The sequence below is a fragment of the Caulobacter rhizosphaerae genome, from assembly GCF_010977555.1.
Classification (GTDB): domain Bacteria; phylum Pseudomonadota; class Alphaproteobacteria; order Caulobacterales; family Caulobacteraceae; genus Caulobacter; species Caulobacter rhizosphaerae.
The window spans coordinates 2644972-2670332 of record NZ_CP048815.1; the positions used below are offsets into that span (position 1 = coordinate 2644972).

Below are 25361 nucleotides of genomic sequence, written 5' to 3' on the forward strand. Positions count from 1 at the left end.
ACGACCGAGTTGCGGTCCGTCAGGAAGGCGCAGCTATGGAGCCCGATGGGGACAGTTTCTGGCGCCATGGTCGAGCGGCTGACTCATCGATCCGAGCGAGCGCGAAAGGTCACAGGCAGGTCACCGGCCCGCCGGCGCGTCCCCTGGACTTGGCGCACAGCAGGATCGGCGTGGTCTCGACCAGCTTCAGCGACCTGACCATGGTTTCGGTGGCGGTCTTGTACTTGACGAAGTGCGGCGCCTTGAGGTGCGCCTCATAGGCGGCGCGGCTGGCGTACACCTCCAGCAGACGGATGTGGGACGGGTTGTCGGCGATGGCGACCGAGTGCAGCATCAGCACGCCGGGCTCAAGCCGCACCGAAGCTTCCTGTTCCTCGGCCAGGATGGCCTTGTAAGCCTCGAGGTAGGCGGGATCGATCTCCAGCTCGGCGATGCGCACCATTGGCGGCTCGCCCGCCGCCTGGGCTTGGGCTCGTGTTCCGAAGCCGGATGCAGCCGCGGTGGCGAGCGCCAGGATTCCCGCGCCGATCACCATCCTCGATCTCTTCATGGTCTTTCCGTCCATCCGCATTGGGCCACGAGGGTCAGTCCTTGGCTGCGGCCGCGGCCCGCTTGGCGAACACGTCCTTGGCGACCGGCAGGGCCGACATGGCGTTGGGCCAGCCGGCGTAGAAGGCCAGGTGGGTGATCACCTCGGCCGCCTGGTCCTGGGTGAGGCCGTTGTCCATCGCCCGGTTCAGATGGAACGGAACCTGCCCGACCTGGCCCGAGGCGATCAGCGCTGCGACCGTGACCAGGCTGCGGTCGCGCGGCGCGAGGTCGGGGCGTAGCCACAGGTCGCGGAAAAGGTAGTCGGTGGTGTAGCCGACCAGGCCCGGCGCGACGGCCCCGAACTGGTCGTCCACGCTCCGGGCGCGCTGGGCCTCGGCCGGTTCGTCCAGCGGCAGCGGCCTGGGCGGCTCGGCCGGCAACTGGTCGGGCCCTAAGCCGCGCCGGGCGAAGACCTCGCCCACTGGCCCGACCGCCGCCATCGCCTTGCCCCAGCCGGAATAGTAAGCCAGGTGCAAGATCGTCTCGGAGATCTCCCGCGGCGCGACGCCGTTCTCCAGCGCCTGGTCGGCGTAGTAGCCGAGCGCGGGCGCCTCGCCACGGGCGATCAGGGCGGCGATGGTGACCAGGCTGCGATCGCGGCGGTCTAGGCCCGGCCGGGTCCAGACCTCGCCGTAGAGCCGCTCCTGCGTGTGTTGCTCCAGGACTGGCGCGACGGAGCGGACTTGGTCGGGCGAGACACGGCGGCCAGCGACATTGGGTTGCTGGGCTTCGGCGGTGGTGGCGGCCATGGCGAAAACTCCTGCGATCAAGGCGGTAACGAGCTTCACGTCGTTCGCTCCTTCGAAGAACGGCCCGGTGGTGGCGAGGCTAGGGGCGTCTGGAGAGGCGGTCCCAGTTTCCGTGGGCGAACTTGGCCTTGTCGGCGTCGTCGAGCGCCAGGCCCTCGACGAAACGCCGGGCGTCGCCGCCCGTTCGGTACTGGTAGGGAAAGTCCGTCGAAAACAGGATCCGGTCGGGCCCGACCGCCTCGATCGCCCGCTGCAGATAGACCGGGCTGAACATGCCGCTGGCGGTCAGGTAGAGATTATCGCGCACATAGTCGACGAAGGGCCGTTTCAGTCCGGAGAGACGGTCGAGCATGGCCAACCGCTCCAGATAGAAGATCACCAACTCGCCCCAGTGGCCGAGGATCACCTGCAGCCCGGGATGGCGGTCGAAGACGCCGCCCAGGACGACGCGCACGAACTGCACGCCCGCCTCGTAGTGCCAGCCCAAGCCGAAGGTCGACAGGGCCAGGTCGATCGGCGCGCCGAAGCCGGAATAATAGGCGTCGCGAACGCTCGCCTGCGGGATCTGCGGATGGATCAGCAGCGGGACGCCGAGTTCGGCCGCGCAGGCGAAGGTGGGCTCGAAGATCGCGTCATCGAGGTTCTTGTCGCCGACCCGGCCGTACAGGATCGCGCCCTTGCAGCCGAGATCCTCGACCGCCCGCTGGAGTTCGCGCGCCGCGGCGTCGCCGTTTCCCGACGCCAGCACCGCCAGCGCCTGGAAGCGGGACGGGTTGGCGGCCACGGTCTCCGCCAGAAGGTCGTTGATCTGGCGGGCCAGGTCGACGCCGTGGGTCCCGAGATTGTTCAAGCCCGGGGTCGTCAGCGACAGGACCTGCACGTCGATGCCGGTCTCGTCCATCAGCGCCAGCCGTTGGTTGCCGAGGTCGGCGAGCCGCTCGCCGATGACGCCCGGATTGAGCGAGAGCGTGCCGTCGTCGCCGCCGGGCTGAGTGCTCCAGGCGGCCTTCACCGCGTGGGGGAGGACGTGCTCCTCGACGCCAACGATCTTCATGGTCAGGCCCTGGCCTTGAGCTGGTCGACGACCGCCTGGCCGACTCCGTGCGCCGACGCCGGGTTCTGGCCGGTGATCAGACGGCCGTCGGTCACAACCTGCTCGGACCAGTTGGGTCCCGCCTGATGCAGCGCGCCCCGCGCCTTGAGAGTGGTCGCCAGCAGGTAGGGCACAACCTTCGTATAGCCGACCTCGGCCTCCTCCTCGTCGGTGAAAGCGGCAAGCCTCTTGCCGGCCACCAGGTAACCGCCATCCGACAGGGTGGCGTTCACCAGCGCGGCGGGGCCGTGGCAGACCGCCGAGACGACGCCGCCGGCCTCCCAGATCTCGCGGATGACCCGCTGCACGGCCGGATCGTCGGCGAAGTCCCACATCGTGCCGTGGCCGCCGGCGAAGAACACCGCCGAGTAGCGGGACGGATTGAGCTCGCCGAGGATCAGCGAGTGGGCGAGCACCTCGCGGAATTCCCGGTCCTTCCAGAAGCGGTCATTGATCGGGTCGCCGAGGTCGAAGAAGTCGATCGGCGGATGGCCGCCGCGGATCGAGGCAATTTCGACCGGTATGTCGGCGGCCTTGAAGACCTCGAGCGGGTGGGTCAGCTCGACCATCGCGAAGCCGGTGGGCTCGCCGGTGTCGCCCCGGATCGGGTGGCTGGTGACCACGCAAAGGATCGGCTTGATGGTGTCGGCCATGCTCGACCTCCTCGGGATTTGAGTTCGGCTGTTAGGTGTTGCCGGGAGCGAACAGCGACTCCCAGTTCAGGAAGGGACCCAGCGGGATCACCTCCCAATCGAGAAGGCCCGCCTTCGCCAGGGGAAACTCGGCCAGCGCCTTCCTGGCGGCCTCGACGGACTCTGCCTCGGCGATGATGGCGACGCCGGGACGGTCCTGCCGGAAGTAGATGTCCCGGACGCCGCCGCCCTTGTACATTTGCCAGGCGTGGCGCGCTTCGTCGGCCATGTGCGGCTGGTACTTCTCGAGAGTCGCGCCCGGCTGGGGAATGTCGAGGCACAGCAGTTTCATGGTCAGGCTCCTTGGTTGCTTGCGCGGCCGGGCAGGTTGAAACCGCAGCGTGGGCGGCGCCGCGCGCCGGCCGTGCGGGCTGCTCCGCGGAGCGGAGGCCCTGTCGCGCGAGGGTGGGTTCAGGGGACGCTGAAGAACGGCGCCATCGGCGGTCGTCTCGATAAATCTCTTGCTGGCCGGCGTTGTATCGTAGAATGAGCTTCATCATTGGGGACTAATTCTCCCGTCTTTGGGTCCTGTTGTTCCGCAATGGGCCGAGCCATCTTTGGAGCGTCGCCAGATGCGTGACCGGTTCGAGGGCGTTCAGATCTTCGCCGAGGCGGTCGAGGCGGGCAGCTTCGCAAAGGCGGCCGAGCGGCTATCCCTGACGCGATCCGCTGTCGGCAAGTCGATCGCGCGCCTGGAAGAGCGGCTCGGCGTCCGGCTGTTTCACAGGACCACCCGCACGCAGAGCCTCACCGAGGACGGGCAGCAATATTACGAACGATGCGCGCGGGCGATCGAGGAGCTGCGGGCCAGCGAGTCGCTCCTGGAGTCGGGCCGCCGCGAGGTGGTCGGCCGGCTCCGGGTGTCGATGCCCGTGCTGTTCGGCCGTCGCTGCGCCGCGCCCATCCTGCGCGCCTATGCCCGCCAGCATCCCAAGCTGGAACTCGAGCTCAGCTTCAGCGATCGCCAGGTCGACGTCATCGCCGACTGCTATGACCTGGCGGTCCGCAACGGGGCTCTCGGCCATGGCTCGGCGCTGCAGGGGCGGCGCCTGGTCAGCCAGCGCAAGGTGCTATGCGCCGCCCCGGCCTATCTGGAGGCGAGGGGCGGCGCGCCGGGCGCGCTGAGCGACCTTTCGGGGCACGAGCTGCTCACCTATTGGCGCAACGACTATGGCTTGCCGTGGCGCCTGCCCGACGAGGCCGGCGTCCTGGTGGACGTGCCCGTCAGATCGCGCCTGCGTTTCGATGATCTGGAAGTCGTCGCCGACGCCGCCGTGGAAGCCATGGGCCTGGCCTGGCTGCCCGACTGGCTGGTCGGTGCGCACGTGGCTGCGGGCCGTCTGGTCGAGCTGTGGGCGGACCGCCCGAGCGCGATGATGGAATGCTACGCCGTATGGCCCGCCACGCGGTATCTGCCCCTGCGGTCGCGCCTGGCGATCGATGCGCTGGTCGCCGAGTTACCCAAGCGCCTCGAGGCCGAGACGGCGCCTTGACGCCCGGGGCCTCGACGGGGTCGCCTCCGGTCAGCACTCTTTCGACCCCAGGCGTTTCCTAGAGTTTGTGACGGGTCGCAATCACCCGGCGGCCTTCGACGCTGCGATCGGACCGCAACGCCGGCGCCGGAACTCAGAAGCCGAAATGGCTGAGGCCGGGGTGATCGTCCGGCCGTCGGCCCAAGGGCCAATGAAACTTCCGATCGGCCTCGGCGATCGGTTGTTCGTTGATACAGCAGTGACGGACCTGCATCAGGCCGTCCTCGCCGAACTCCCAGTTCTCGTTGCCATAGGCCCGGAACCAATGGCCGCTGTCGTCGTGGTGCTCGTAGGCGTAGCGCACGGCGATGCGATTGCTGGTAAAGGCCCAGAGTTCCTTGATCAGCCGGTAGTCGAGTTCGCGGTTCCATTTTCGGGTCAGGAACGCCTCGACCTCAGCCCGGCCGTTCAGGAACTCGGCGCGATTGCGCCAGCGGGTGTCCTCCGTATAGGCCAGGGCGACCTTGGTCGGGTTGCGGCTGTTCCAGCCGTCTTCGGCGAGCCGGATCTTCTCGATGGCGGTGGCTTCGGTAAACGGCGGCAGCGGGGGGCGTGACATGGTGGATCTCTCCTGAAGGGCCTGGATCGGCCCTGTTGGGTTTGCGAGCGGCTCTCGCCTCAGAGGGCGAGTTCGATGCGGGGGGCGGCCCCGTCGCTGGAGGCCGCCGGCGCCGCGCAGCAGATCAGGACCTCGCCTTCGCCGATCGGGGCGGTGGGCGGGGTCAGGTACGAAACTGCGCCTTTGACGAGCCTGGTGCGGCAGGTCCCGCAGCTGCCGATGCGGCAGCTGTATTCCGGATTGAGGCCCCGCGCCTCGGCCAGTTCCAGCAAGGTCTGGGGACCCGGTGTCCAGCGGGCCTCTTTCAGGGACTTGGTGAAGATAACGGACACCGGCGTGGTCGCCGGTGGCGGTCCGCCCATCCGAGTGGCGCGTTTCAGCGATGACGGCCCGAAGGCCTCGGTGCGGATCCGCTCGTCGGGAACCTCGTCCCCGCGCAGCCCGTCGTAGAGAGTCTGGATGAAGGGCGACGGTCCGCACAGGTAGTAGTCATAGTCGCCCGGTCGCAGGTGACGAGACAGCCTCGCCAGGTCGAGACGGCCTTCGGCCTCGAAGTCGATCCCGGCTTGCGCGCCGTCGGTGTCGCTGAGCACGCGGATAATGGTCACCGAGCCCTCTGCGGCGGCCGCGAGTTGGGCGAGCTCGGCGTCGAAGGCGCGATCGGCTTTCGAATGGGCGCTGTAGAAGAAGACGGTCGGGCGAACATGCCGGGTACGCAGGCCCTCGTAGACCAGGTGGCGCAGCATGGCGATCAGCGGCGTGACGCCGACGCCGGCGCCGAGCATCACCGCCAGGCGCTCGGCGTCCGGATCGATGGTGAAGGCCCCGTCCGGCGCGCGGACCTCGAGGACATCGCCGACCCGCACGTGGTCGTGCAGATGCTGGGAAACCGCCCCGTCGCGTTTGACGCTGATGCGGTAGATCCCGTCCGACGGCGCGACCGAAAGCGTGTAGGTCCGGATCACCGGCTTGTCGGCGCCCGGCAGGGTGAGGCGGAGCGGCAGGTGCTGCCCGGCCCGGTGCGCCAGCAACCCGGCCCCGTCGTCGGGCTCAAGGTAGAACGAACGGATCGTGCGGCTTTCGTCGACGATCCTGGAGACCTTGAACGGCCGCCAGCGCGCCTTCAGCTCGACGGCCTTGAGACGGTCGGCGGTCTGGGTCCAGTCGCCGGTCATGAGCGCGTTGGGCGACCAGCCGTTCGCCTCGAACGCCCAGCGCAAGGGCAGGGCGTTGCGCCGACGGATCACGCGGCGGGGCCGGAAGGTCCATAGGCGTTCCGCCCCCTGGAAGGCGGCGATCTCGGGCGAGTCGAGCACGACCTCGGCCTCGCCGGTCATCTGCAGCAGGTCGCCGCTCTCGAAGTCGACGAACACCAGCCCCGCCTTGCCGTTGAGCAGGATGTTGCCGAGGGTGGCGAAGAACAGATTGCCGGCGAAGTCGGGGATGGTCAGCACCCCGTCGTCGCCGACCCGGACGAAACCGGCCCTGCCGCCCCGGTGAGAGACGTCCACCTGCCGCCGGTCGTCCCGCTCGGCGTAGGAGGCGACGTAGAAGGTGTCGGCCCCCGCGATCATGGCCCGCGCCTCGGCGTCGAGGGTGTCGCGTTCCTCGACCAGGACCGGCGCCGGCGACTTCGGGTCGCGCACGAAGCTGTAGTCCCGCAGCTGGATGTATTGCGGACAGTTGCCGAAGCTCTGCTCGACCTCCACCCGCAGCTCGGCCGGGCTCGCGATGGCGATGACGCCGTTCATGCGGTTGCGTCGACGGGTGTGCAGCTCGATGCCCAGCAGGCCGATCGCGTCGCCTTCGGCCAGGCCTTCCGCGGCTGGGTCGCTGGCCTCGCGCCGGGCGCCGATGTCCAGCGACTTGTCGGTGGGAGAGCGCATGAAGCCGGGCTCGCCGGCCAACAGCGTGGCCCACGGCGCGCCGGCGTGATCGACCGCGCCAACGACGACGAAAGGTATGCGGCTATAGAACTCGCGGTGCTGTTCCGGCATGAAGTCGCGGATCACCCGCCTACCCAAGTCCTCCATCCGATCGGAGACGCCCGCCATCTCCTGAAGGGCCTTCTCGCCGGCGTGCCAGGGGGCCAGTTTCGTCTGCGGGACATGGGTGCTCATGACGGACCTGTCGGGTTGGCAGGCCGGCGCGCTTCGCGGCGCGTTCGGCCCTGGGGTCAGGCGGCGGCGGAGAGGCCGACCGGCGTCTCGACGAACGGGACGATGCGAGTGGCCGACAGGGGGTGATGGTAGAGCTTCATGATCTGGGCCCTGAATGTCTGGAGCGCCCGATCCCGAGGCGCGAAGCCAAGGTGGCGCTGTTGTCGGATGATGAGAATGGCCCGCCGAGACACTTCATTATTGTCAAAACTGGAACAATCTCGGCGACCCTCCGGCGCGACGGGGTCGGCTCAGCGCGCGCCGCCGTCGCCGACCTCGCGATCCAGGAAGTCGTGGATCATCGGGGCGATGACGCTGAACCTGTCCTCGGGGTCGAAGTGGCCGGTGTCGAGGATGCGCATCTCCACCTTGGGCAGGGCGCGCATGCAAGTATGGGCGCCGGCTTCGGGGAAGATCTCGTCGTTCTTGCCCCAGACGATCAACGTCGGCGGCTGCCGGCGGTTTCGGGACGTCGCTAGCCCACCGCCAGCCTTAGCGCGCGGCTGAGGTCGGCGATGGAGATCGGCTTGCGCAGGACGGCGGCGGCTTCGATCTGGTCCAGGGCCAGGGAGTCCGCATAGCCGCTCAAGAAAACGATCGGGAGATGCGGATGAGACGCCTGGGCGCGGCGTGCGACTTCCGCGCCGGTCATGCCCGGCATCGCATAGTCCAGCACCACGGCGTCGGGCGTCTCCGTCTCCAGTTGGGCCAGTCCCGAAGGACCGTCCGACGCCCAACGCACGAGGAAGCCTTCGCTGGCCAAGGCTTCGCAAAGACTGTCGCGGACATGACGATCGTCGTCGACGACCAGCACGCGAAGGCCGTCTCGCTGCGTCGCGACCGGTTCCGGCGGCGCTTCGACGCGCAGGGCGGGAGGTTCGGTTCGCGGGAGCCAAACGCGCACCCGGGTTCCCTCGCCTGGAGCGCTGTCGATCTCGCAGTCGCCGCCGCACTGGCGCGCGAAGCCATGGACCTGCGCCAAGCCCAGGCCGGTTCCGGAGCCTGTCCTCGTTGTGAAAAAGGGCTCTGTTGCGCGCGCCAGAACCTCCGACGTCATACCGACGCCGGTGTCGGCGACTTCAAGGATGATCCGGTCGGGCTCAAGGTGCGTGCTCAGGCGCACCACGCCGCCATCGGGCAAGGCCTCGCGCGCATTGACGATCAGGTTCAGCGCGGCCAGCTCCAGTTGCGTGGCGTCGGTGCTGGCCCAGGCGCCCTCGGCCTTGAGGCTCACCTCGAGATCGACGCCCGGACCCAGCGCCTGGCGCAGGAGCGGGTCGCTGCGCCGCAAGGTCGCGTCGACTTCCTGCGGCTCCAGGCGCAGCCGCTGGGTCCGGGAAAACGCGAGGAGCTGGCCGGTGACCTTCGCGCCGCGACTGGCCGCTTCGAGGGCGTTGTCGACGAACCGCCGGCACGGTTCGGCCTCCGACGGCAGCTTGCGCTGCAGCAGCTCCAGATTGCCGATCACCGCGGCGAGCAGATTGTTGAAATCGTGGGCGACGCCGCCGGTAAGACGACCGATGGCCTCGATCTTCTGGGCCTGCATCAGCGCCTGTTCGGCCTTGAGGCGTTCCGCGGCCTGGCGATCGACCTCCTCAAGCGCGTGCTCCAGTTCCGCCGTGCGAGCCCGCACGCTCTGTTCCAGCTGGTCGTTCTCGCGCCGCAGCCGGCCAAGGGTGCGCGCGCTGGCCAGGATGGGCAGCAGGTTACTGAGCTTGAGCGGCTTGAGGACATAGTCGACAGCGCCGCTGCGCATCGACTCCACCGCCGAGGCGATCGAGCCTTCCCCGGTCATGATGACGCCGGAAAGGTGGGGGTCGCGCTCGTGGGCCCTTTGCAGCAGCTCGACGCCAGTGGTCGAAGGCATCATCAGGTCGGTCAGCAGCACGTCGAACGCGCCAGGCGTGATCGCCTCCAGCGCGTCGTCTGGATGGGTGAAGCCGGCGACGTCGAAGCCTTGGCCTCCCAGCGTCACGCGAAGGGCCTGAAGGTTGGCGGCCTCGTCGTCGACGATCAGGATACGCGTCCGTCGATCGTCGTCGTCTGAGGGGGGGCGGGGTTCGACCATGGGGCGGCTCATGTCGTGAAGCGGGCGAGGGCCGCGCGGAGCTCGCGCAGCTTGGGCGGCTTGCTCAGCACCAGATCAATATGGGGCGGGACGTCGTCGTCGGCGAGCAGTCCCTGGCCCCAGCCCGTGAGCAGGATCACCGGCGTCGTAGCCGACAGCCCCTTGATCGCGGCCGCCACGCGACGGCCGTCGACATAGGGCATGCCCAGGTCCGTGAAGACGGCGTCGAAGCGGTCGCCGCCCTGGCTGGCCTCGAAGGCTTCGATTCCCGCGCCGCCGCCATTGGCGATGGTCACGACATGGCCGTCGTTTTCCAGGGCGTCGCTCAGGGCCTTGAGCAGAACGGGGTCGTCGTCCACCAGCAGCAGGCGCAACCGCCGCCGTGGAACAGCCGCCGGAGTTGTCGGAGCGGCGCGATCATCCGCCGCCCGGGCGAAGGTCAGCGAGATCGTCGCGCCGGCGCCGGGCGAGGACAGGACGTCCAGTTCAGCGCCGTGGCGCTGAGCGACCCCATAGACCATGGCCAGACCCAATCCGGTGCCGCGTTCGCCCTTGGTCGTGAAGAAGGGTTCGAGACATCGCCGACGGGCCTCGGCGTCCATGCCGATTCCGTTGTCCGCGACGCTGACCCGCACGGCGTCGCCGACGTCCGTGGCCAGCCGGGCGGTGTTCACCGTCAGGACGCCGCCGTCGGGCATGGCGTCGATGGCGTTGAACACCAGATTGACCAGGGCTTCGCGGATCTCGCTGGCCACGCCCATCACCGCCGGCAGGTCGTCGGCCAGAGCGGTCTCCACCTTGATGACGACGCCGCGCTGCATGGCCATGTCGTTCCACCGCGCCCGGGTGAGTTCCAGCACCTGGCCGACGAGCTGGTTCAGCTGGACGGGCTCGGTCTCCAACTGGGTTTCACGCAGCCTGTAGAACTCGCGCATCTTGCCGATTGTCTGGCCCACGTCCTCGACGGCGCGACGGATGATCTCCAACTGGCCGCGTCCCGCAGCGCTGAGGCCCGGTTCGGTCTCGATCATCGCTTCGGTATAGAGCGAGACGGGCGACAGCGCGTTGTTGATGTCGTGGGCGATGCCGCTGGCCATCTGGCCCAGCGCCTTCAGTCGCTCCTGCTGCAGGATCGCCTGCTGGGATTGGCGCAGGTCGTCATAGGCCGCCTGTAGCGCGCTGTGCAGCTGGGCCTGGTGGGCGGCCAAGGCGACGTGCTCGCTCAGCTGACGCAGGAACTCGCACTCGGCGCTGACGAAGGCGTTCGGCTGGAAGCGGGCCACGACCAGTACGCCGAACACCTTGCTCTCGACCTGCAGGGGCGCGCAGACCATCGATCCCAGGCCGCCGCCCGCGAGCCGTCTTGGGAACGGGAAGGGGACCTGGGCGATGTCCGGCTCGTAGACCAGGCGGCCTCGAACGCACTGGGAGAGGCCGTTCTCGTCGATGTCGACCTGGGCGCGTTCCGGCATGGCCAGTTCGAGCGCCAGGGCCTGGCTGTTGACCCCGACAGCAGCGACCGTCAGCGCACGCTCCAGGTCATCGTAGAGGCAAAGACACGCGAAATCGGCCGGCAGCTGGTCCTCGATGCTCCGCACGACGACCTGGAAGATGCTCTGGTTGTCCTGCCGCTCGCCGATGGCGCGGGTGATCTCGTCCAGCAGGCCCATTCGCTGCAACTGTGTGTGCAGCTTGGCCTCGGCGTCCTTGCGCTCGGTGATGTCGGTCGAGATGCCGAATACCGCGTAGACTTGGCCGGTTTCGTCGCGCAGGGGGGACTTCACCGAGATGTAGGCGTGGGGGCCGTCGTCGTGCGGGGCGCTTTCTTCCTCGGTCAGCGGCTGGTCGGCCGCGGCGACGCGGACGTCCATGGTGCGGAACGCGTCGGCGATCTCCAGCGGAAAGATGTCGTGATCCGTGCGCCCGACCATCGCGTCCCGGTCGATGTGGAAGATGTCGCCGTAGCGACGATTGACCATCAGATACCGGCCGTCGAGATCCTTGACGTAGATGACGGCGGGCGAGTTTTCGACCACCGCCTCCAGCAGGCGCTGTCCCTTCTGGCGCGCCTGCGTCTCGGCTTCCAGTTGGGCGGTCCGCTCGGCCACGCGCTGGTCCAGCTCGGCGTTCAGCTGCGACAGGGCGGTCTCGACGCGGACACGATCGCCCATGTCGCGCGACGCCGTCTGGAACAGGAAGAACAGCAGGGTAAGCTCGCCGGCCATCTTGCCCAGGTGCGAGGCCATCGCCGGCGCGTCGGCGGGAGAGCGGGAATAGAGGATCAGGGCGTTGGCGGCGGCCAGGATGACGGCGGTCATCGGCAGCGCCCGGACGACCCGGTCGCGGTCCGCCAGGCGCCACGCCAACAAGCCCGCCGCGATCCAGAACATAGGCGCCAGGATCAGCGTGGGCCGGGTGATCCCCAGTGGACCCGGCGGCAGATAGGTCGGCAGCCGCTGGTAGACGGCGAACAGCACGATGGCGGTCGCCAGGACCGCCGAGGCGAACGTCGCCAGGCCAGAGCGCCTCGTCGTGGGCCAGAGCAGGGCTCCGATCACCCCGAGGGGCAGCAGGTGGGACGGCGGCGGCCAGGTCGACGGCCGCAGCACCCCGCTGGAGGCCTTGATCGGAGCCAGGGGCCCCGACCACTCGACGGTCACCAGGACATGGACCATCTCCATGGCGAAGGTCGCCAGGAAAACGAGGGCGAGCCGCCTGGCGATATGGCCGCCTTCGCGCTGTCCGGCGCCCCACAGCTTCAGCGCCAGAATCCCCGACAGCAGCCCCACGCCCGTATCGAGGATGGTGTGAAGGTTCGGGTAGGTCCCGGGCTTGCTGGCCAGCAGCAGGCCGCCGATGAGGCCAAAGACGACCAGTATGACGACTGCGGGGCGAGAAGGTCGCGCCAACCCCGCAGCGTCCGGTCCCAGGGTTCCTGCTGGCGTGGGGTCGGCCAAGGCGCTCCCCGAGCTGAACTACGAGGCCGATAGTCGTATCTCAACTGTGGTCGCGCGCAACCCACGATAGCGCCGCCGGGCCGCGGCGGAATTCGCCCGTAACGCCGGTCGGCCTCTCCTTCAGGCCGCGCGTCGGGCGTACAGAAACTCGATCACCGCCGCCCGGGCGTGGATATAGGTCGGATTCTCGGCCACGGCGAGACGATCGCGGGGGCGCTGGAGGCCTACGTCGAGCACCTGGCCGATCGCGGCGCGGGGGCCGTTGGTCATCATCACGATGCGATCCGACAGCAGGGCCGCCTCGTCGACGTCGTGGGTGACCATCAGCACGGTGTTCTTCAGCGTCGCGTGGATCTCCATGACGCTGTCCTGCAGGTGGGCGCGGGTCAGGGCGTCCAGCGCGCCGAACGGCTCGTCCAGCAGCAGCACCTTGGGCTCCATGGCCAGCGCGCGCGCAATGCCGACCCGCTGCTTCATGCCGCCGGAGATTTCCGAGGGGCGCTTGTCCAGGGCGTGGGTCATCTTGACCAGCTCCAGGTTGTGCAGCGTCCAATCGCGGCGCTCGGCCGCCGTTTTGGTCCTGCCGAACACCTTGTCGACCGCCAGCGAGACATTCTCACGCACCGACAGCCAGGGCAGTAGCGAGTGGTTCTGGAACACCACCGCCCGGTCCGGCCCCGGGGCGTTGACCTCCTGCTTGTCGAGGATCACGGCGCCGGTCGTCACCGGCACGAGGCCGGCGACCACGTTCAGCAAGGTGGACTTGCCGCACCCCGAGTGGCCGATGATCGAGACGAACTCGCCCTTGTCGACCTTCAGATCGACGCCGGTGAGCACCTCGGAGCGGGCGGCGCCCTTGGCGAAGGTGACGCCGACGCCTTCGATGGAGAGATAGGCCTTGGCCATGGTTGTGTCTCCTAGCTCGCCGCGTTGCCGCGCGAGATGACGTGGCCCAGCAGGGCCACCAGGCGATCGAGGAAGAAGCCGGTCAGTCCGACCCAGGCCAAGGCCACGATGATGTCGGAGATGCGCGAGGCGTTGTACTGGTCCCAGATGAAGAAGCCGACGCCGACGCCGCCCAACAGCATCTCGGAGGCGACGATGGCCAGCCAGCTCATGCCGATGCCGATGCGAAGGCCGGTGAAGATGTAGGGCGTGGTGGCCGGCAGCAGGATCTTGAAGAAATACTCGATCGGCGACAGCCGCAGCACCTTGGCGACATTGACATAGTCGGTCGGGATGTTGCGCACGCCGACGGCGGTGTTGATGATGATCGGCCAGATCGAGGTGATGAAGATCACGAACAGGGCCGAGGGCTGCGCCTCGCGGAAGGCGGCCAGGGAGATCGGCAGCCAGGCCAGGGGCGGCACGGTGCGCAGCACCTGGAAGATCGGGTCCAGACCCCGGTGCGCCCAGCGGTTGGAGCCGATCAGCACGCCCAGCATCACCCCGCAGATCGCGGAGATCGAGAAGCCGACCCCGACCCGCTTGAGGCTGGTCAGCACGTGCCAGAACAGGCCCTTGTCGACGCCGCCGTGATCGAAGAACGGGTTGAGGATCAGGTCTTTGGAGTCGGTCCACACCTGGACCGGCGACGGCAGCCCGCCATAGGAGTCGCCGATCGCCGCCTGCCACAGGCCCAGGATCGCCAGAAGGGTCAGCAGTGGCGGCACCACAGCCGCCGCCGTCGCACCTGCCCGGCGGACGATCTCCGACCCGCGCGAGGCGCGCGGCTCGGCGACCGGCGGGGCGATCACCGGCGCGGCGACCGGCTCGGCCGGTGTGAAGGAGGGCTTGGGAAAGGTCATGCGCACGCCCTCCCTAGACCAGCTTCTTGATCGGCTGGCTGGCCAGATAGGCGCCCGGATTGGCCGGGTCGAACACCTTGCCGTCGAAGAACCGCTCGACGCCCCGGCTGTCGCCGGCCGGCCCGGCCTGGCCGATGCTCTTGGCCGCCGCGCGCCAGATATCCGAGCGGTTGACCTTGGTGACCAGCGCCTGGGTGTTGGTCTTCTGCGGCAGCACGCCCCAGCGGATGTCCTCGGTCAGGAACCACAGGTCGTGCGACTTGAACGGGAAGCTGGCGTTGTCGGCCCAGAACTTCATGCGGTGCGGCGAATTCTTCAGCGTGCGGCCGTCGCCATAATCCACCGTGCCCTGCAGGCGGGGCAGGATGTCGCCCATCGGCACGTTGACGTACTGGCGGCCCGAGACGATCGAGCACATGGCCGGCAGGTTCGCGGCCTTGTCGCACCACAGCTGCGCTTCCTGCACGGCGGCCGTGATCGCCTGCGCGGCGCGGGGGTACTTGTCCACCCAGGCGGCGCGCATGCCCAGAGCCTTCTCGGGGTGGTTCATCCACAGTTCCGAGGTCAGGCAGGCGGTATAGCCGACCCGCTGGTTGACCAGCTGGCCGTTCCACGGCTCGCCCACGCAGAACGCATCCTGGGTGCCGGCCTTCATGTTGGCCACCATCTGGGGCGGCGGGATGACGATGGTGGCGACGTCGGTCTCGGGATTGATGCCGCCGGCCGCCAGCCAATAGCGCACCCACAGGTCGTGGGTGCCGCCCCGGAAGGTCATCGCCACCTTGGCGATGTTGCCGGCGGCCTTCATCTGCAGGAACTTGGCCTTGGCGCCGCCGCTGTTGAGCCCGACCTTGACCGCCTTCAGGTCGTTGCCGACCGAGATGCCTTGGCCGTTGGTGTTGAGGCGAGCCAGGATGTACATCGGCGTCGGCGCGCCGCCGGTGATCGCGCCCGTGGTCATCAGATAAGGCATGGGCGAGAGGATATGGGCGCCGTCGATGCCGCCGCGCTCGGAGCCCAGCACCAGGTTGTCGCGGGTGGCGGCCCAGGAGGCCTGCTTGACCACCTCGATGTCGGGCAGGCCGTACTTGGCGAACAGCCCGCGCTCCTTGGCGATGATCACCGGCGCGGAGTCGGTCAGGGCGATGAAGCCCAGGCGGGCCTTGGCCACTTCGGGTCCGGCGCCGGCCGCATGGGCGCCGGCCGGGAACAGCGCCTTGGCGGCGGCGACGGTGGCGGCCGCGCCCACCAGGGCGTGGCGGCGGGTCAGGCCTGTGTCTGGCTTGGCGGCGGTCTTGTCGGTCTTGGTCATGATCTCAAATCCCGCTGGAGGTCAGAGTTTGTATTCGAGGGTGAACCAGGCCTTGGTCCGCGACGCCGGCGGCGTCGCCGTGCCCGCGGGCACGGTCGCTTCGCGCTGGAAGTCGGCGTACTTCAGCTGGATCGAGAGCTTGGGCGTGATGGCGGCGGCGAAGGCGACGTCCCACTCGTGACCGAGGTCGGCGCCGGTCCGCTGGTCGTTGAAGTCGTGGTAGCGGACCTGGATGTCGGTGTTGAAGAAGTAGGTCCGCTTGAACCGAGGCTTGGCGTTGAAGCTGAGGTTGGCGTCCTCGATGCCGTCGACGAAGCTCTTGTTGCCGCCCGGCGAAACGAAGGCGTCGGACCAGCCCTGGAAGGCGTGGACGGTGGCCAGGGGCGTTGTGAACCCGCGCGTCCCGTCGCCTTCCAGCGACTCGTAGCTGGCCTTGACGGTGTAGATGTCGAACGTGCCGGAGACATCGCCGCCGAAATAGGCGAGGTCGAAGTTCGGCGTATTGTGGTGGTAGTCCGACTGCTTGGCGTAGGTGGCGTTGTAGGCCAGCTGGTAGAGGCCGACCCAGGTCTTACCCGACGCCTTGACGCCCTTGGTCAGAGACGAGTTGACCGCCGAATTGCCGAAGTCCAGGGCATAGACGAAGCCTTGCAGACGCAGGGCCTCGGCCGGCGACCAGGTGGCGTTGAGCAGGTGGCTGTCGCTGTCCCAGTCGCGCAGTTCGCCCAGGATGCGGTTGACGTGCGAGATGTAGGCATAGGTCGCCTTGAATCGACCGTAGGCGACGTCGGTGCGGATGGCGTCGAAGGTCTGCTCGTCCTGGCGCCAGCCCACATTGCCGACGAAGCGCTGATCGTCGAGCAGGATGCGCTGGCGGCCGGCGACCACCTGCAGGGCGGCGCTGGGCGTCCAGGTCAGCTGGGCGCGGTTGAGTTCGGTCACGTCCGGGTCGTTGACGACGGGATAGCGCGCCTTGTCGGCGCCGTTCAGGGGGGCGGTGGTCGCACCCGGGACGTTGACGGCGTAGTGCTCGGGACCGGCCTGGCGGACGTCCTCGAACTCGATCAGGCCCTTCACGCCGTGGAACTCGGCGGTCTCCCAGCCCAGGCGGGTGCGGATGGTGAAGGCCGAGGCGTCATCCTTGAGGGTGGCGGTCTTGGTCTGGTCGACGCTTTCGTAGCGGGCGCGGACTTCCAGGATCAGTTTCCCGGCGGCGACCTGGTCGCTGAAGGTCGGCGGCGGCGGCGCGGGGGGCGGCGGTTCGGTGGCTTCGGCCGGCTGTTCGCCGGTGGTCGCCACCGGTTCCGGCGCCGATTGAGCATGGGCTGCGCCACCCAGAATCAAGGCGCAGAAAGTCGTGCTGCAAAGCAGCATTTTTCGTAGGCTTGGCATGGTCTATCCCCCAGAAGGCCAAAAAAAACGCCCGGCGCGACCGCTTCAGCGATCACTCCGGACGTCGTTGTCCAAACGGTACCAAGCGGCTGCATCGCCGCCGGGCGGCCCTCTCAGGCCTTAGCGGAACGTCGTTGTCCCGCGTGTTGAGACTAGGAGGGAGCCGACCGGCCGGCGCGGCAATCCGAAAACTGCACCATGTCGCATCGCAGCATGAAAACGGGGTGATTTGCACAGCAGCGGTGCACGGACGACAGAGGAGCTGCCCGGATTTCGCGCGTTTGGAAAGGGCGGCGGGCCGGGTCGGACGACCAGCTACCTAGTCCTTGGGCTGAAACGGCGCCCAGGCTTCGACCAACACGCCGGGAAAGGCGCTGGTCAGGGAGATGTGACCGTTCACGAATTCCAGCCGCAAGCGCATGCCCGCCAGGCCGACGCCCGACGTCGCCGAAGCACCGTCCGGCAGACCCACCCCGTAGTCGCGGATCGACAACAGCACCATTTCGCCGGCCAGCCGCAGACCGATCGCGGCGCGCGGGCTGCCGGAGTGGCGATGCACATTGGCCAGGGCCTCCTGAGCGACGCGATACAGCGCCACCTCGGTCCGGCGGGCCATCTTCGGAAAGTCGTCGGCGATATCGATCTGCAGCGATAGTCCCGTGCGCCGCGCGAAGCCTTCCGCCATCTGCCGAATGGCGGGGCCCAGGCCCGTCTCCTCCAGAGCCGGAGGGTGCATGACGTAGGAAAGGCTGCGGATCTCTTCCAAGGCGTTGACCAGCAGGGCCTCGATCTCGACGCGAACCTTTTCCGCGCGGCCTTCGACCTTCATGGCGCCCAGCATCAGCTTGGCGCCGGTGAGGTACTGGGCGGTTCCGTCGTGAAGCTCGCGCGCGATGCGCCGGCGCTCGTCGTCCTCGGCATGGAGCAGCGCGGCGGTGGCGCGTCCAAGGGCCGCCTGGGCATGGCGCTGAACGGTGATGTCCTCCTGGGCCACGATCACCAGGGTTCGGCCGTTGCTGGAGATGCGCGTGGCGATCATCCTGGCCCACAGCGGACCGCTGGCTAGGTCCATCTGGTATTCATGGCGAAAAGGCCCGGCCTCGCCCGCCAGCAGGCCTCGGAGGCCGGCGGCCGCTTCGGACGTCTCGGACCCGCCCAGGCTGTCGCAGAAGGCGATGTAGTTCAGGCCCAGCCCATGGTTTTCCAGCGGCGGCGCGTTGAACGCGGCGAACTGCGCCCAGGCGTCGTTCACCGCGACGATCTCACCCTCGGCGTTCAGGATCGCCACGTTCGCCGTGACGGTGTCGAGAATGACTTCGTACAAACCGGAGGCGGACCCTTCGCTCATCTCGTGAGCCGTGTGCATTTCCGTAGTGAGCCTTATGTTCTGTAGGTCATGACGCGCGGTCAGCGGCGTGACGAGGCCGCGCATTGTTCACCCTCGCGGGCCAGGCTCCAAAACTTATATTTCAACGCTCCACGGCCGAATGGCGCCTGCGTTCGCCGCAAGGGTGGGACCTCCGATTCCGGCTGATAGGGAAGTGCGGCGCGGAGGCGAAGCTAGGGCTCCAGGCCGTTATAGACCGCCGATCCCGGTCCGCCGGGTTGGCGCATCACCTGGCGGCGCAGCCTGGGATCGAAGCTGATGTGCACGCAGCGGCTCTTTTCGTAGATCAGCTGATCGAACTTCAATCCGCTGTCGCGGACGCCTTTGGCGACGTCCAGGTCGTTCAGGCCGTCGACGTGGAAATCGGCGGCGTGACCCAAGGCGTGGGCCGAGGTCGGCACGCCGCCGACCGCGGCGTTGACCTGCGGATTTCGGTAGGCGCTGGTGATCTCGACCGGCCGGTTGAACAGCGCGCGAACGGCTTCCATGCGTTCGGCCAGGTGTTTGAGGTTTTCCAGATGCGCCGGGGTCGGGTCGTTCCTGACGCCCATCGATAGCGCCTTGCTGGAAATGGTGAATTCCTCCAGCGAGAAATGCGCGCTGAGCTTCATGGCCGCCCCTCCGGGTGTCGCGAAAGATTAGCGCTTAGATATCACAATCCAAACGGGAATTCCGAGACTTGGAAAACGGCGGGGCGGATCCGTGGCGCAGGCTCTGGAATCTGGACAGAATATGCCGGTGACCGACCAGTTCTCCCTCTTCGACGCGCCGCCCGTCACCGATCGGCTGTTTTTCGCGATCTTTCCCGATGTGGAAACCGCGGCCGGTATCGCCCGCCATGCCGACGCCTTGCGCGCCTCGCACCAGCTAGGCGGCCGGCCGCTGGCGCCCGAACGGTTTCACATCACCCTGCATCACCTGGGCGACCACGCCGGCGTGCGGCGCGATATCGTGGCGATGGCCCGTCAGGCGGCCGAGGCGATGACGGCCCCGCCGTTCGAGGTCCTCTTCGATCGCGCCGCCAGCTTCCACAACGGCGGCAACAATCCGTTCGTCCTGCAGGGCGGCGAGGGGCTGGAAGCCCTCAAGGCCTTCCAGCGCGACCTGGGTCTGGAAATGGCGCGGGCCGGCCTTGGCAAGTGGGTGGACAGGACGTTCACGCCGCACGTGACGATGCTCTACGACAGACGACTGGTCGCCGAACAGCCGCTTCCGCCGATCCGATGGACTGTCGGCGGCTTCACCCTCGTCCATAGCCTGCTGGGGCGGACCGAGCATATCCCGCTGGCGCGATGGACGTTGCGCTGAAAGCGAGGGCCCTCGTCGCGTCAGATGATCAGCGGTGGCTTCAGCAGGGCCGAGACATGGTCCAACGCCTGGCGCAGCAGCGACGCCTTGGCGGGACCTCCCAGCGAGATGCGCAGTCCGACGGGCGCGTCAGGCGTCGTGGCGAAGGCGTCCGACGCGACGAGGGCCAGGCCGCGCGCGGCCGCCAGCGTGCGAAAGCCGTTGGTGTCCAGGCCGGGCGGCAGGTCCAGCCAGACGTGAAGCCCCTCGGCGTCACCTTGGGCGGCGGGCAAGACCTCGGCGGCGAGGGCTCGCCGCATCCGGGCCTCGCGCCGCACGCCGGCCAGGATCCGTTCGGCGGTTCCGTCGCGGAGCCAGCGGATGGCGATGGCCGTGGTCAGGGGCGATCCCATCAGGGCGGTGGCGTGCAGCGCGTCGGCCACCTGTCGGGCCATCGCGGCGGTCGGGGTCGATACGAAGGCGGTGCGCAGGCCCGGCGACAGGGTCTTGGACAGCGTGGCGATGTGGAAGGACCGCTCCGGCGCCAATGAGGCGATGGCGGGCAGGGGGCTGTCGAACAGCCGGCTGTAGGGATCGTCCTCGATCAGCCAGGCGTCGCTGGCGAGGACGGTAGCGGCGATCTCGCGACGCCGCGCCAAGCCCATGGTCGTGGCGACCGGATTGCGGGTGGTCGGGACCAGATAGACGGCGGCGGGCTTCTGTTCGGCGCAGAGTCGGGCCAGGACCTCGGGCAGGAAGCCTTCGGCGTCCACCGGGCAGGGAATCAAGCGCAGGCCCAGCCGCGCGGTCAGGGCGATGATTCCGGGATAGGTCAGGGGCTCGACCACAAGACCGGCGCCGAGCGAGGCGATCATGGTGAGAACCGCCGTCAGGGCCGACTGCGCTCCAGGGCTGACCACGATCCGCTCGGATCCGATCGGGCCCAGGGCAGGCGCCAGCCACGCCGCGCCGGCCGCGCGCTGTCCTGGCGCGCCGGGACCGGCGTGATAGGCCATCAGGGTCGCCACGTCGGTGCGGTCGAGGATCGCGGCGGTCGTTTCCTTGAGCAGCGTCGCCAAGGACACGCCCTGCGGCGGCGGCGGCAGGTTCATGCTCAGATCGACCAGTCCAGCCTCGTCCTCCATGGCGCGGCGACGTACGAAGGTGCCGCGTCCCACCGCGCCCTCGACAAGGCCCCGGCCTCGGGCGGCCCCATAGGCGCGGGTGATGGTGGTGAAGTCGACGCCCAGCTGGTCGGCCACGACGCGCTGGGGCGGCAATTGATCGCCCGGCTGCAACTCGCCCTCGCGCATCGCCGTTTCAAGGGCGTCGACCAGCGCCAGATAGATTGGGCGGCCATCGCCCGCGCGGACGTGCCGCAGCCAGGCGGTCGTCGGTCGATCCCGAGTCATGGTTGCTTTTCCATGGCGTGATGCATACATTTTGTATAGAATGTATGCAACAAGGCTCACATTGTATGGAACGGCCCCTCATCACCCATTTCGACAGTCCGACGAGCTTGCAAGCCGGGCTGCTCTGCCGTTGCCCGCGCTGCGGCGAGGGCAAGCTGTTCGGCGGCTTCCTGCGCCTGGCCAAACGCTGTGACCGTTGCGGGCTCGACTATGGCTTCGCCGATCCGGCGGACGGCCCGGCCTTCTTCGTCATGACGGGCGTGGGTATTTTGGTGATCGCGGTCTGGGCCTGGGCGGTGATCGCCTGGAGCCCGCCGCTTTGGGCGCAGTTCGCGACCGTCTTTCCGGCCTTGCTGATCGGCTGTCTGGGCACCCTGCGGCCCGTCAAAGCCTGGCTGGTCGCCGAACAGTACATCCACAACGCCAGCGAGGGCGGCGCTTCCAGCGTCCAGAAACGGTAAGACGGCGCCGACTGGACAACTTGATCGTGGCTGCGAATGATCGGGTGCGAACGGGTCGGGTTGAAAGAGGTCCTTGGGGCGACGATGAAGAGGGCGCTGGGCGTCATCTTGGGCGCCGTGGCGCTCGATGCGGTCGGCCTGGGTCTCGTATTGCCCATCATTCCGCGCCTGCTGCGCGAGGTGGGTCACACGAGCGACCTGAGCTGGCGGTTCGGCGCTTTCCTGGCGCTCTATGCCCTGATGCAGTTCGTCTGCGCGCCGATCCTGGGCGCGCTCAGCGACCGTTTCGGCCGTCGGCCGGTGCTGCTGGTCTCTCTGGCCGGGGCGGCGGTCGACTACCTGTTCCTGGCCTTGGCCCCGTCGTTGTGGTGGCTGTTCGTGGGCCGCGCCATCGCGGGGATGACCGGGGCGAGCAACGCAGTGGCCTCGGCCTACATCGCCGACATCACGCCGGCCGAGCACCTGATCCGGCGCTTCGGATACATGAGCGCGTGTTTTGGCCTGGGCTTCATCGCCGGCCCGGTGATCGGCGGCCTGCTCGGCGACGTCTGGCTGCGGGCGCCCTTCCTGGCCGCTGCGGCCCTGAACGGCCTGAACTTCCTGGTGGCGCTGCTGATCCTGCCCGAGTCGCACAAGGGGCGAGGCGGCAGGATCGAACTCTCCAGCTTCAACCCGCTGGGGCCGTTGCGTTGGGCGTTCAGTTTTCGCGCCCTGCTGCCGCTGCTGGCCGCCTTCCTGGTCCTGGCCGTCGTCGGTGACGTCGGCGGGACGGTCTGGGTATTGTACGGCGAAGACAAGTTCGCCTGGACCGGTCTGACGATTGGCGTTTCCCTGGCCGGGTTCGGCCTGTTCCACGCTCTGGCCCAGGCCTTCGTGGCGGGCCCGATCAGCGAGCGCTGGGGCGAGAAGCGGGCCTTGGCCGTCGGCATCGTCGCCGACGCCGCGGCCTATGTGGCCATCGCCCTGGTCACGCGCGGTTGGATGGCGTTCCTGTTGTTGCCGGTGTTCTGCCTGGGCGGCGTCGGCGGGCCGGCGCTGCAGTCGCTGCTGTCGTCGCGCGTCGGCGAGGCGCATCAGGGGCGATTGCAGGGCGTGCTGGCCAGCCTGGGCGGGGTGTCCTCAGTGATCGCGCCGCTGCTGATCAGCCAGGTCTACTTCGCCTCGCGCGGCCTGTTCCCGGGCTTGGTCTGGCTGGCCGGCGCGGCGCTCTATCTGCTGTGCCTGCCGGTGTTCTTCAGCCGGGCGCTAAAGACCGGCTAGGCCGGCCCGAGCACAGCGGCGCGGCGACGATCTCGGCCAGCACCGTGCGGTCATGGGCCCGGGCGCGCTGGCGGTAGTGCTCCAGGTGGTGCGGAACCAGGACCGCTAGGACCGTGACCGCGCCGCCGGCGAGGATCGCCACCGGCCAGGCCCCCAGCAGGGCCCGCAGGCCGCGCGCCGAGGCGCCGGTCACCAAGGCCAGCAGTCCCAGCGCGCAGCACAGCATGGCTAGGCCGGAACCGCTTCGCCATGGCAGGCCTTGGCCGGCGCGGCGTCCTCGTATTCGTCGTGGCGGCGCATCCAGTCGCCCATGTTGCCGGACTCGTTGCGGCCCAAGGGCGCGCGGTCGAGAACCATGTAGGTCCCGATCAGTTCCTCGCCGCCGCGACCGTAGCTGGAATAGGTGTGGAACACTTGGCCGGCCTCGTCCTTGTAGAACGCGCTCATGCCGGGCGACTCGCCGGCGTCCTCGCCGACGGGCTCGAAATTGTAGGTCGCTCCGGCGGCGATGGTCTGCGGCGTGAACGACACGCCGAAATCGTAATTGAAGTCGCTTTCGAACGACGAAGCCCAGGGGAAATTCCAGCCCATCCGGGCCTTGTAGGCGGCGATCTTGTCCAGCGGCGCGCGCGCCACGGCGATCAGGGTCACGTCGTGGTGGTTCAGGTGGGGCAGGGTTCCGTCCAGATGATCGGCCAGGAACGAACAGCCCGGGCAGCCGGCCTCCCATTCGGGCGGCAGCATGAAGTGGTAGACCACCAGTTGGCTGCGGCCGTCGAACAACTCGGCCAGGGTCTTGCGGCCGCTCGGGGTGTCGAAGGCGTAGGCCTTGTCAACCTTGACCCAGGGCAGGGCCAGGCGCTCGGCCGCGTTACGGTCGCGCAGCCGGGTCTCTTCCTTTTCATGGGCCAGCAGCGCCTTGCGGGCCTCAAGCCATTCCTCGCGCGACGCGACCTTGTGGTTGGGCATTGTTATTCTCCCTGGTGCGTGAGCCCGGCGGCCGTTCGGCCTTGACAGAAAGAGTTGATATCAACATAAATACGAAGTGTCAAAGCCGCTGGAAGTCCCGTTCGCCGCCACGCTTCATGTCAGGGACACCTGTCTGTGCCTCCACGCCCAGCGAGCGGCGCGGGCCCTGGCGCGGCGGTTCGACCAGGCCCTGGCGCCGTTTGAGATCACCAGCGGCCAGTTCTCGCTGCTGATGTCGCTGAACCGGCCCGAGCCGCCGACCATCGGCTCGGTGTCCGGCCTGCTGGCCATGGATCGCACGACCCTGACCGCCAATCTCAAGCCCTTGGAGCGGCGCGGCCTGCTGACGGTCGGCGTTGATCCACGGGACCGGCGCAGCCGTCGCCTGGCCCTGACGCAGGCCGGCATGGCCCTGCTGGCGCGGGCCCTGCCGGTCTGGACGCAGACCCATGCCGAGGTCGAGGCGGGTCTGCCCCTCGGTGGCGGCGACGCCCTGCGCGCCGGGCTGCTCGCCCTGGCCTGACCGACCATCGGCGGGTGAGGCGTCCGCCTGGCCTTTTTCCGTTTTGCCCGATGGCGCGCGAACTCTAGGTTGGTCAGACTCGGGAATCTGACGCGCACGGAGCAATCAGGCGTGACCACCATGATCTACGGCATCAAGGCCTGCGACACGATGAAGAAGGCGCGGGACTGGCTGGAAGGTCACGGCGTCGCCTACGACTTTCACGACTACAAGACGGCGGGCATCGACCGTCCGCGCCTGGAGGCCTGGAGCCGGGCCGTGGGCTGGGAAACCTTGCTCAACAAGGCCGGGACGACCTTTCGCAAGCTGCCGGACGCCGACAAGCAGGGCGTAGACGAGGCCAAGGCCATCGCGCTGATGCTGGCCAATCCGTCGATGATCAAGCGGCCGGTTCTTGAGACGCGCGATCAACTGCTGGTCGGATTCAAGCCTGACGTGTATGGTCGCGCCTTGGGTTCAGGGGGCTGAATGGACGCCCAGATCGATCTGGTCATCTTCGACTTCGACGGGACGCTGGCCGACAGCACGGCCTGGGCCATCCGCGCCGTCAGGCCGCTGGCGGAACGCTTCAAGTTCAAGGCGGTCACCGAGGACGAGATCGCCATGCTGCGCGGCCGCACCAGCCGCCAGATCATCGACTATCTCGGCTTGCCGCTGTGGAAGGTGCCGCTGGTCGCCGCCCACGGCAAGAAGATGATGGCGGCCGAGGCCCACGCCATCCCGCTGTTTTCAGGCACCGGCGACCTCCTGCGGGCGCTCTCGGCGGCCGGTCTGCGCCTGGCCATCGTCAGCTCCAATTCCGAGGCCACCATCCGCTCGATCCTGGGGCCCGACCTGGCCGCCCTGGTCGACCACTATGGCTGCGGGGCGGCGATCTTCGGCAAGGCCGCCAAGTTCAGGGCCGTGGTCAAGGCCGCGCGCATCCCCAAGGACCGGGTGCTGTGCATCGGCGATGAGACCCGCGACATCGAGGCGGCGCGCGAGGCGGGCCTGGCCTGCGGGGCCGTCGAATGGGGTTACGCCACCCGCCGCGCCCTGGCCGACCACAGCCCGACCATGATGTTCGCGGCCATGGACGAAATTATTTCACGGGTCGCCGCATCCAATCCGCGGGTCGGCGCCGACTAGTCTTCAGAAAACGGCGCGAAGG

At 68.2% G+C, this 25361-nt stretch carries 26 protein-coding genes; 7 read left to right on the forward strand and 19 right to left on the reverse strand.

Annotated elements, in window-relative coordinates; all coding sequences use genetic code 11:
• Positions 1–109 precede the first annotated feature (109 nt).
• From G3M57_RS12215 to G3M57_RS12235, 5 genes are all read right to left on the reverse strand, one after another.
• Entirely contained in the window at positions 110–550 is a 441-nt protein-coding gene (locus G3M57_RS12215) for a putative quinol monooxygenase (RefSeq protein WP_163230814.1), read from the reverse strand.
• Positions 551–584: 34 nt separating this feature from the next.
• Positions 585–1340, reverse strand: coding sequence for a carboxymuconolactone decarboxylase family protein (locus G3M57_RS12220; protein WP_208789675.1), 756 nt, complete (start codon positions 1338–1340; stop codon positions 585–587).
• Positions 1341–1419: 79 nt separating this feature from the next.
• On the reverse strand, positions 1420–2394 hold the full coding sequence (locus G3M57_RS12225; protein ID WP_163230817.1) for an amidohydrolase family protein: 975 nt from the start codon (positions 2392–2394) through the stop codon (positions 1420–1422).
• Positions 2395–2396: 2 nt separating this feature from the next.
• Positions 2397–3086, reverse strand: a complete 690-nt coding sequence (locus G3M57_RS12230) for a type 1 glutamine amidotransferase domain-containing protein (protein ID WP_163230819.1) — start codon at positions 3084–3086, stop codon at positions 2397–2399.
• A gap of 31 nt (positions 3087–3117) precedes the next feature.
• Positions 3118–3417 carry a YciI family protein gene (locus tag G3M57_RS12235; RefSeq protein WP_163230821.1) on the reverse strand — a complete coding sequence of 100 codons (300 nt, stop codon included), beginning with the start codon at positions 3415–3417 and terminating at the stop codon, positions 3118–3120.
• A gap of 280 nt (positions 3418–3697) precedes the next feature.
• Here G3M57_RS12235 and G3M57_RS12240 point away from each other — a divergent pair, with 280 nt between their 5' ends.
• A complete protein-coding gene (locus tag G3M57_RS12240; RefSeq protein WP_163230823.1) occupies positions 3698–4618 on the forward strand; it encodes a LysR family transcriptional regulator in 921 nt (306 codons plus the stop codon).
• Positions 4619–4751: 133 nt separating this feature from the next.
• Here G3M57_RS12240 and G3M57_RS12245 read toward each other — a convergent pair whose 3' ends face one another.
• The 11 genes from G3M57_RS12245 to G3M57_RS12295 all read right to left on the reverse strand — a co-directional run bounded on the left by G3M57_RS12245 (position 4752) and on the right by G3M57_RS12295 (position 18910).
• A complete protein-coding gene (locus G3M57_RS12245) occupies positions 4752–5216 on the reverse strand; it encodes a nuclear transport factor 2 family protein (protein WP_056751184.1) in 465 nt (154 codons plus the stop codon).
• Between the two features lie 59 nt (positions 5217–5275).
• Positions 5276–7336, reverse strand: coding sequence for a pyridoxamine 5'-phosphate oxidase family protein (locus tag G3M57_RS12250; RefSeq protein ID WP_163230825.1), 2061 nt, complete (start codon positions 7334–7336; stop codon positions 5276–5278).
• A 290-nt stretch (positions 7337–7626) separates the two neighbouring features.
• Positions 7627–7818: an alpha/beta fold hydrolase gene (locus G3M57_RS12255; protein ID WP_163230827.1), complete on the reverse strand. Its 192-nt coding sequence runs from the start codon at positions 7816–7818 to the stop codon at positions 7627–7629.
• A gap of 32 nt (positions 7819–7850) precedes the next feature.
• Entirely contained in the window at positions 7851–9350 is a 1500-nt protein-coding gene (locus G3M57_RS12260; protein ID WP_244322632.1) for a response regulator, read from the reverse strand.
• Positions 9351–9451: 101 nt separating this feature from the next.
• Positions 9452–12400 (reverse strand): PAS domain-containing protein, encoded by a 2949-nt coding sequence (locus tag G3M57_RS12265; protein ID WP_230983703.1) that lies wholly within the window; start codon positions 12398–12400, stop codon positions 9452–9454.
• Between the two features lie 120 nt (positions 12401–12520).
• Positions 12521–13306: an ABC transporter ATP-binding protein gene (locus G3M57_RS12270; RefSeq protein WP_056751175.1), complete on the reverse strand. Its 786-nt coding sequence runs from the start codon at positions 13304–13306 to the stop codon at positions 12521–12523.
• A gap of 11 nt (positions 13307–13317) precedes the next feature.
• The gene (ntrB, locus tag G3M57_RS12275; protein ID WP_056751171.1) at positions 13318–14208 is read right to left on the reverse strand and encodes a nitrate ABC transporter permease; all 891 of its coding nucleotides are present in this window, start codon (positions 14206–14208) and stop codon (positions 13318–13320) included.
• A gap of 13 nt (positions 14209–14221) precedes the next feature.
• Positions 14222–15520 (reverse strand): CmpA/NrtA family ABC transporter substrate-binding protein, encoded by a 1299-nt coding sequence (locus tag G3M57_RS12280; RefSeq protein ID WP_163230831.1) that lies wholly within the window; start codon positions 15518–15520, stop codon positions 14222–14224.
• A gap of 21 nt (positions 15521–15541) precedes the next feature.
• Entirely contained in the window at positions 15542–16894 is a 1353-nt protein-coding gene (locus G3M57_RS12285) for an alginate export family protein (protein ID WP_373287662.1), read from the reverse strand.
• Between the two features lie 337 nt (positions 16895–17231).
• The gene (locus G3M57_RS12290; protein ID WP_163230835.1) at positions 17232–18260 is read right to left on the reverse strand and encodes a PAS domain-containing sensor histidine kinase; all 1029 of its coding nucleotides are present in this window, start codon (positions 18258–18260) and stop codon (positions 17232–17234) included.
• A 212-nt stretch (positions 18261–18472) separates the two neighbouring features.
• Complete coding sequence (locus G3M57_RS12295; RefSeq protein WP_163230837.1) at positions 18473–18910, reverse strand: D-Ala-D-Ala carboxypeptidase family metallohydrolase; 438 nt, start codon at positions 18908–18910, stop codon at positions 18473–18475.
• A 121-nt stretch (positions 18911–19031) separates the two neighbouring features.
• Between G3M57_RS12295 and G3M57_RS12300 the strand changes: the two genes are divergently transcribed.
• Entirely contained in the window at positions 19032–19607 is a 576-nt protein-coding gene (locus tag G3M57_RS12300; RefSeq protein ID WP_056751155.1) for a 2'-5' RNA ligase family protein, read from the forward strand.
• Between the two features lie 20 nt (positions 19608–19627).
• Here the strand turns inward: G3M57_RS12300 and G3M57_RS12305 are convergent, their stop codons facing one another.
• Positions 19628–20998, reverse strand: coding sequence for an aminotransferase-like domain-containing protein (locus tag G3M57_RS12305; protein WP_230983704.1), 1371 nt, complete (start codon positions 20996–20998; stop codon positions 19628–19630).
• 65 nt (positions 20999–21063) lie between these two features.
• On the opposite strand from G3M57_RS12305, the gene G3M57_RS12310 reads away from it, so the two are divergent.
• Positions 21064–21459 (forward strand): DUF983 domain-containing protein, encoded by a 396-nt coding sequence (locus tag G3M57_RS12310; RefSeq protein WP_056751149.1) that lies wholly within the window; start codon positions 21064–21066, stop codon positions 21457–21459.
• 84 nt (positions 21460–21543) lie between these two features.
• Complete coding sequence (tet, locus tag G3M57_RS12315; RefSeq protein WP_163230841.1) at positions 21544–22719, forward strand: Tet(A)/Tet(B)/Tet(C) family tetracycline efflux MFS transporter; 1176 nt, start codon at positions 21544–21546, stop codon at positions 22717–22719.
• Here the strand turns inward: tet and G3M57_RS12320 are convergent.
• Both G3M57_RS12320 and G3M57_RS12325 read right to left on the reverse strand, forming a co-directional pair.
• Positions 22694–22945 (reverse strand): hypothetical protein, encoded by a 252-nt coding sequence (locus tag G3M57_RS12320; RefSeq protein WP_056751142.1) that lies wholly within the window; start codon positions 22943–22945, stop codon positions 22694–22696. The two genes, tet and G3M57_RS12320, sit on opposite strands and share 26 nt — an antisense overlap.
• A 2-nt stretch (positions 22946–22947) precedes the next feature.
• Entirely contained in the window at positions 22948–23688 is a 741-nt protein-coding gene (locus G3M57_RS12325) for a DUF899 domain-containing protein (protein WP_163230843.1), read from the reverse strand.
• A 76-nt stretch (positions 23689–23764) separates the two neighbouring features.
• On the opposite strand from G3M57_RS12325, the gene G3M57_RS12330 reads away from it, so the two are divergent.
• The 3 genes from G3M57_RS12330 (at position 23765) to G3M57_RS12340 (ending at position 25339) form a co-directional block, all read left to right on the forward strand.
• Positions 23765–24211 (forward strand): MarR family winged helix-turn-helix transcriptional regulator, encoded by a 447-nt coding sequence (locus G3M57_RS12330; RefSeq protein ID WP_163230845.1) that lies wholly within the window; start codon positions 23765–23767, stop codon positions 24209–24211.
• A 111-nt stretch (positions 24212–24322) separates the two neighbouring features.
• Positions 24323–24679: an ArsC family reductase gene (locus G3M57_RS12335; RefSeq protein WP_056751133.1), complete on the forward strand. Its 357-nt coding sequence runs from the start codon at positions 24323–24325 to the stop codon at positions 24677–24679.
• On the forward strand, positions 24680–25339 hold the full coding sequence (locus G3M57_RS12340) for an HAD hydrolase-like protein (protein WP_056751131.1): 660 nt from the start codon (positions 24680–24682) through the stop codon (positions 25337–25339).
• The last annotated feature ends 22 nt before the right edge of the window (positions 25340–25361 follow it).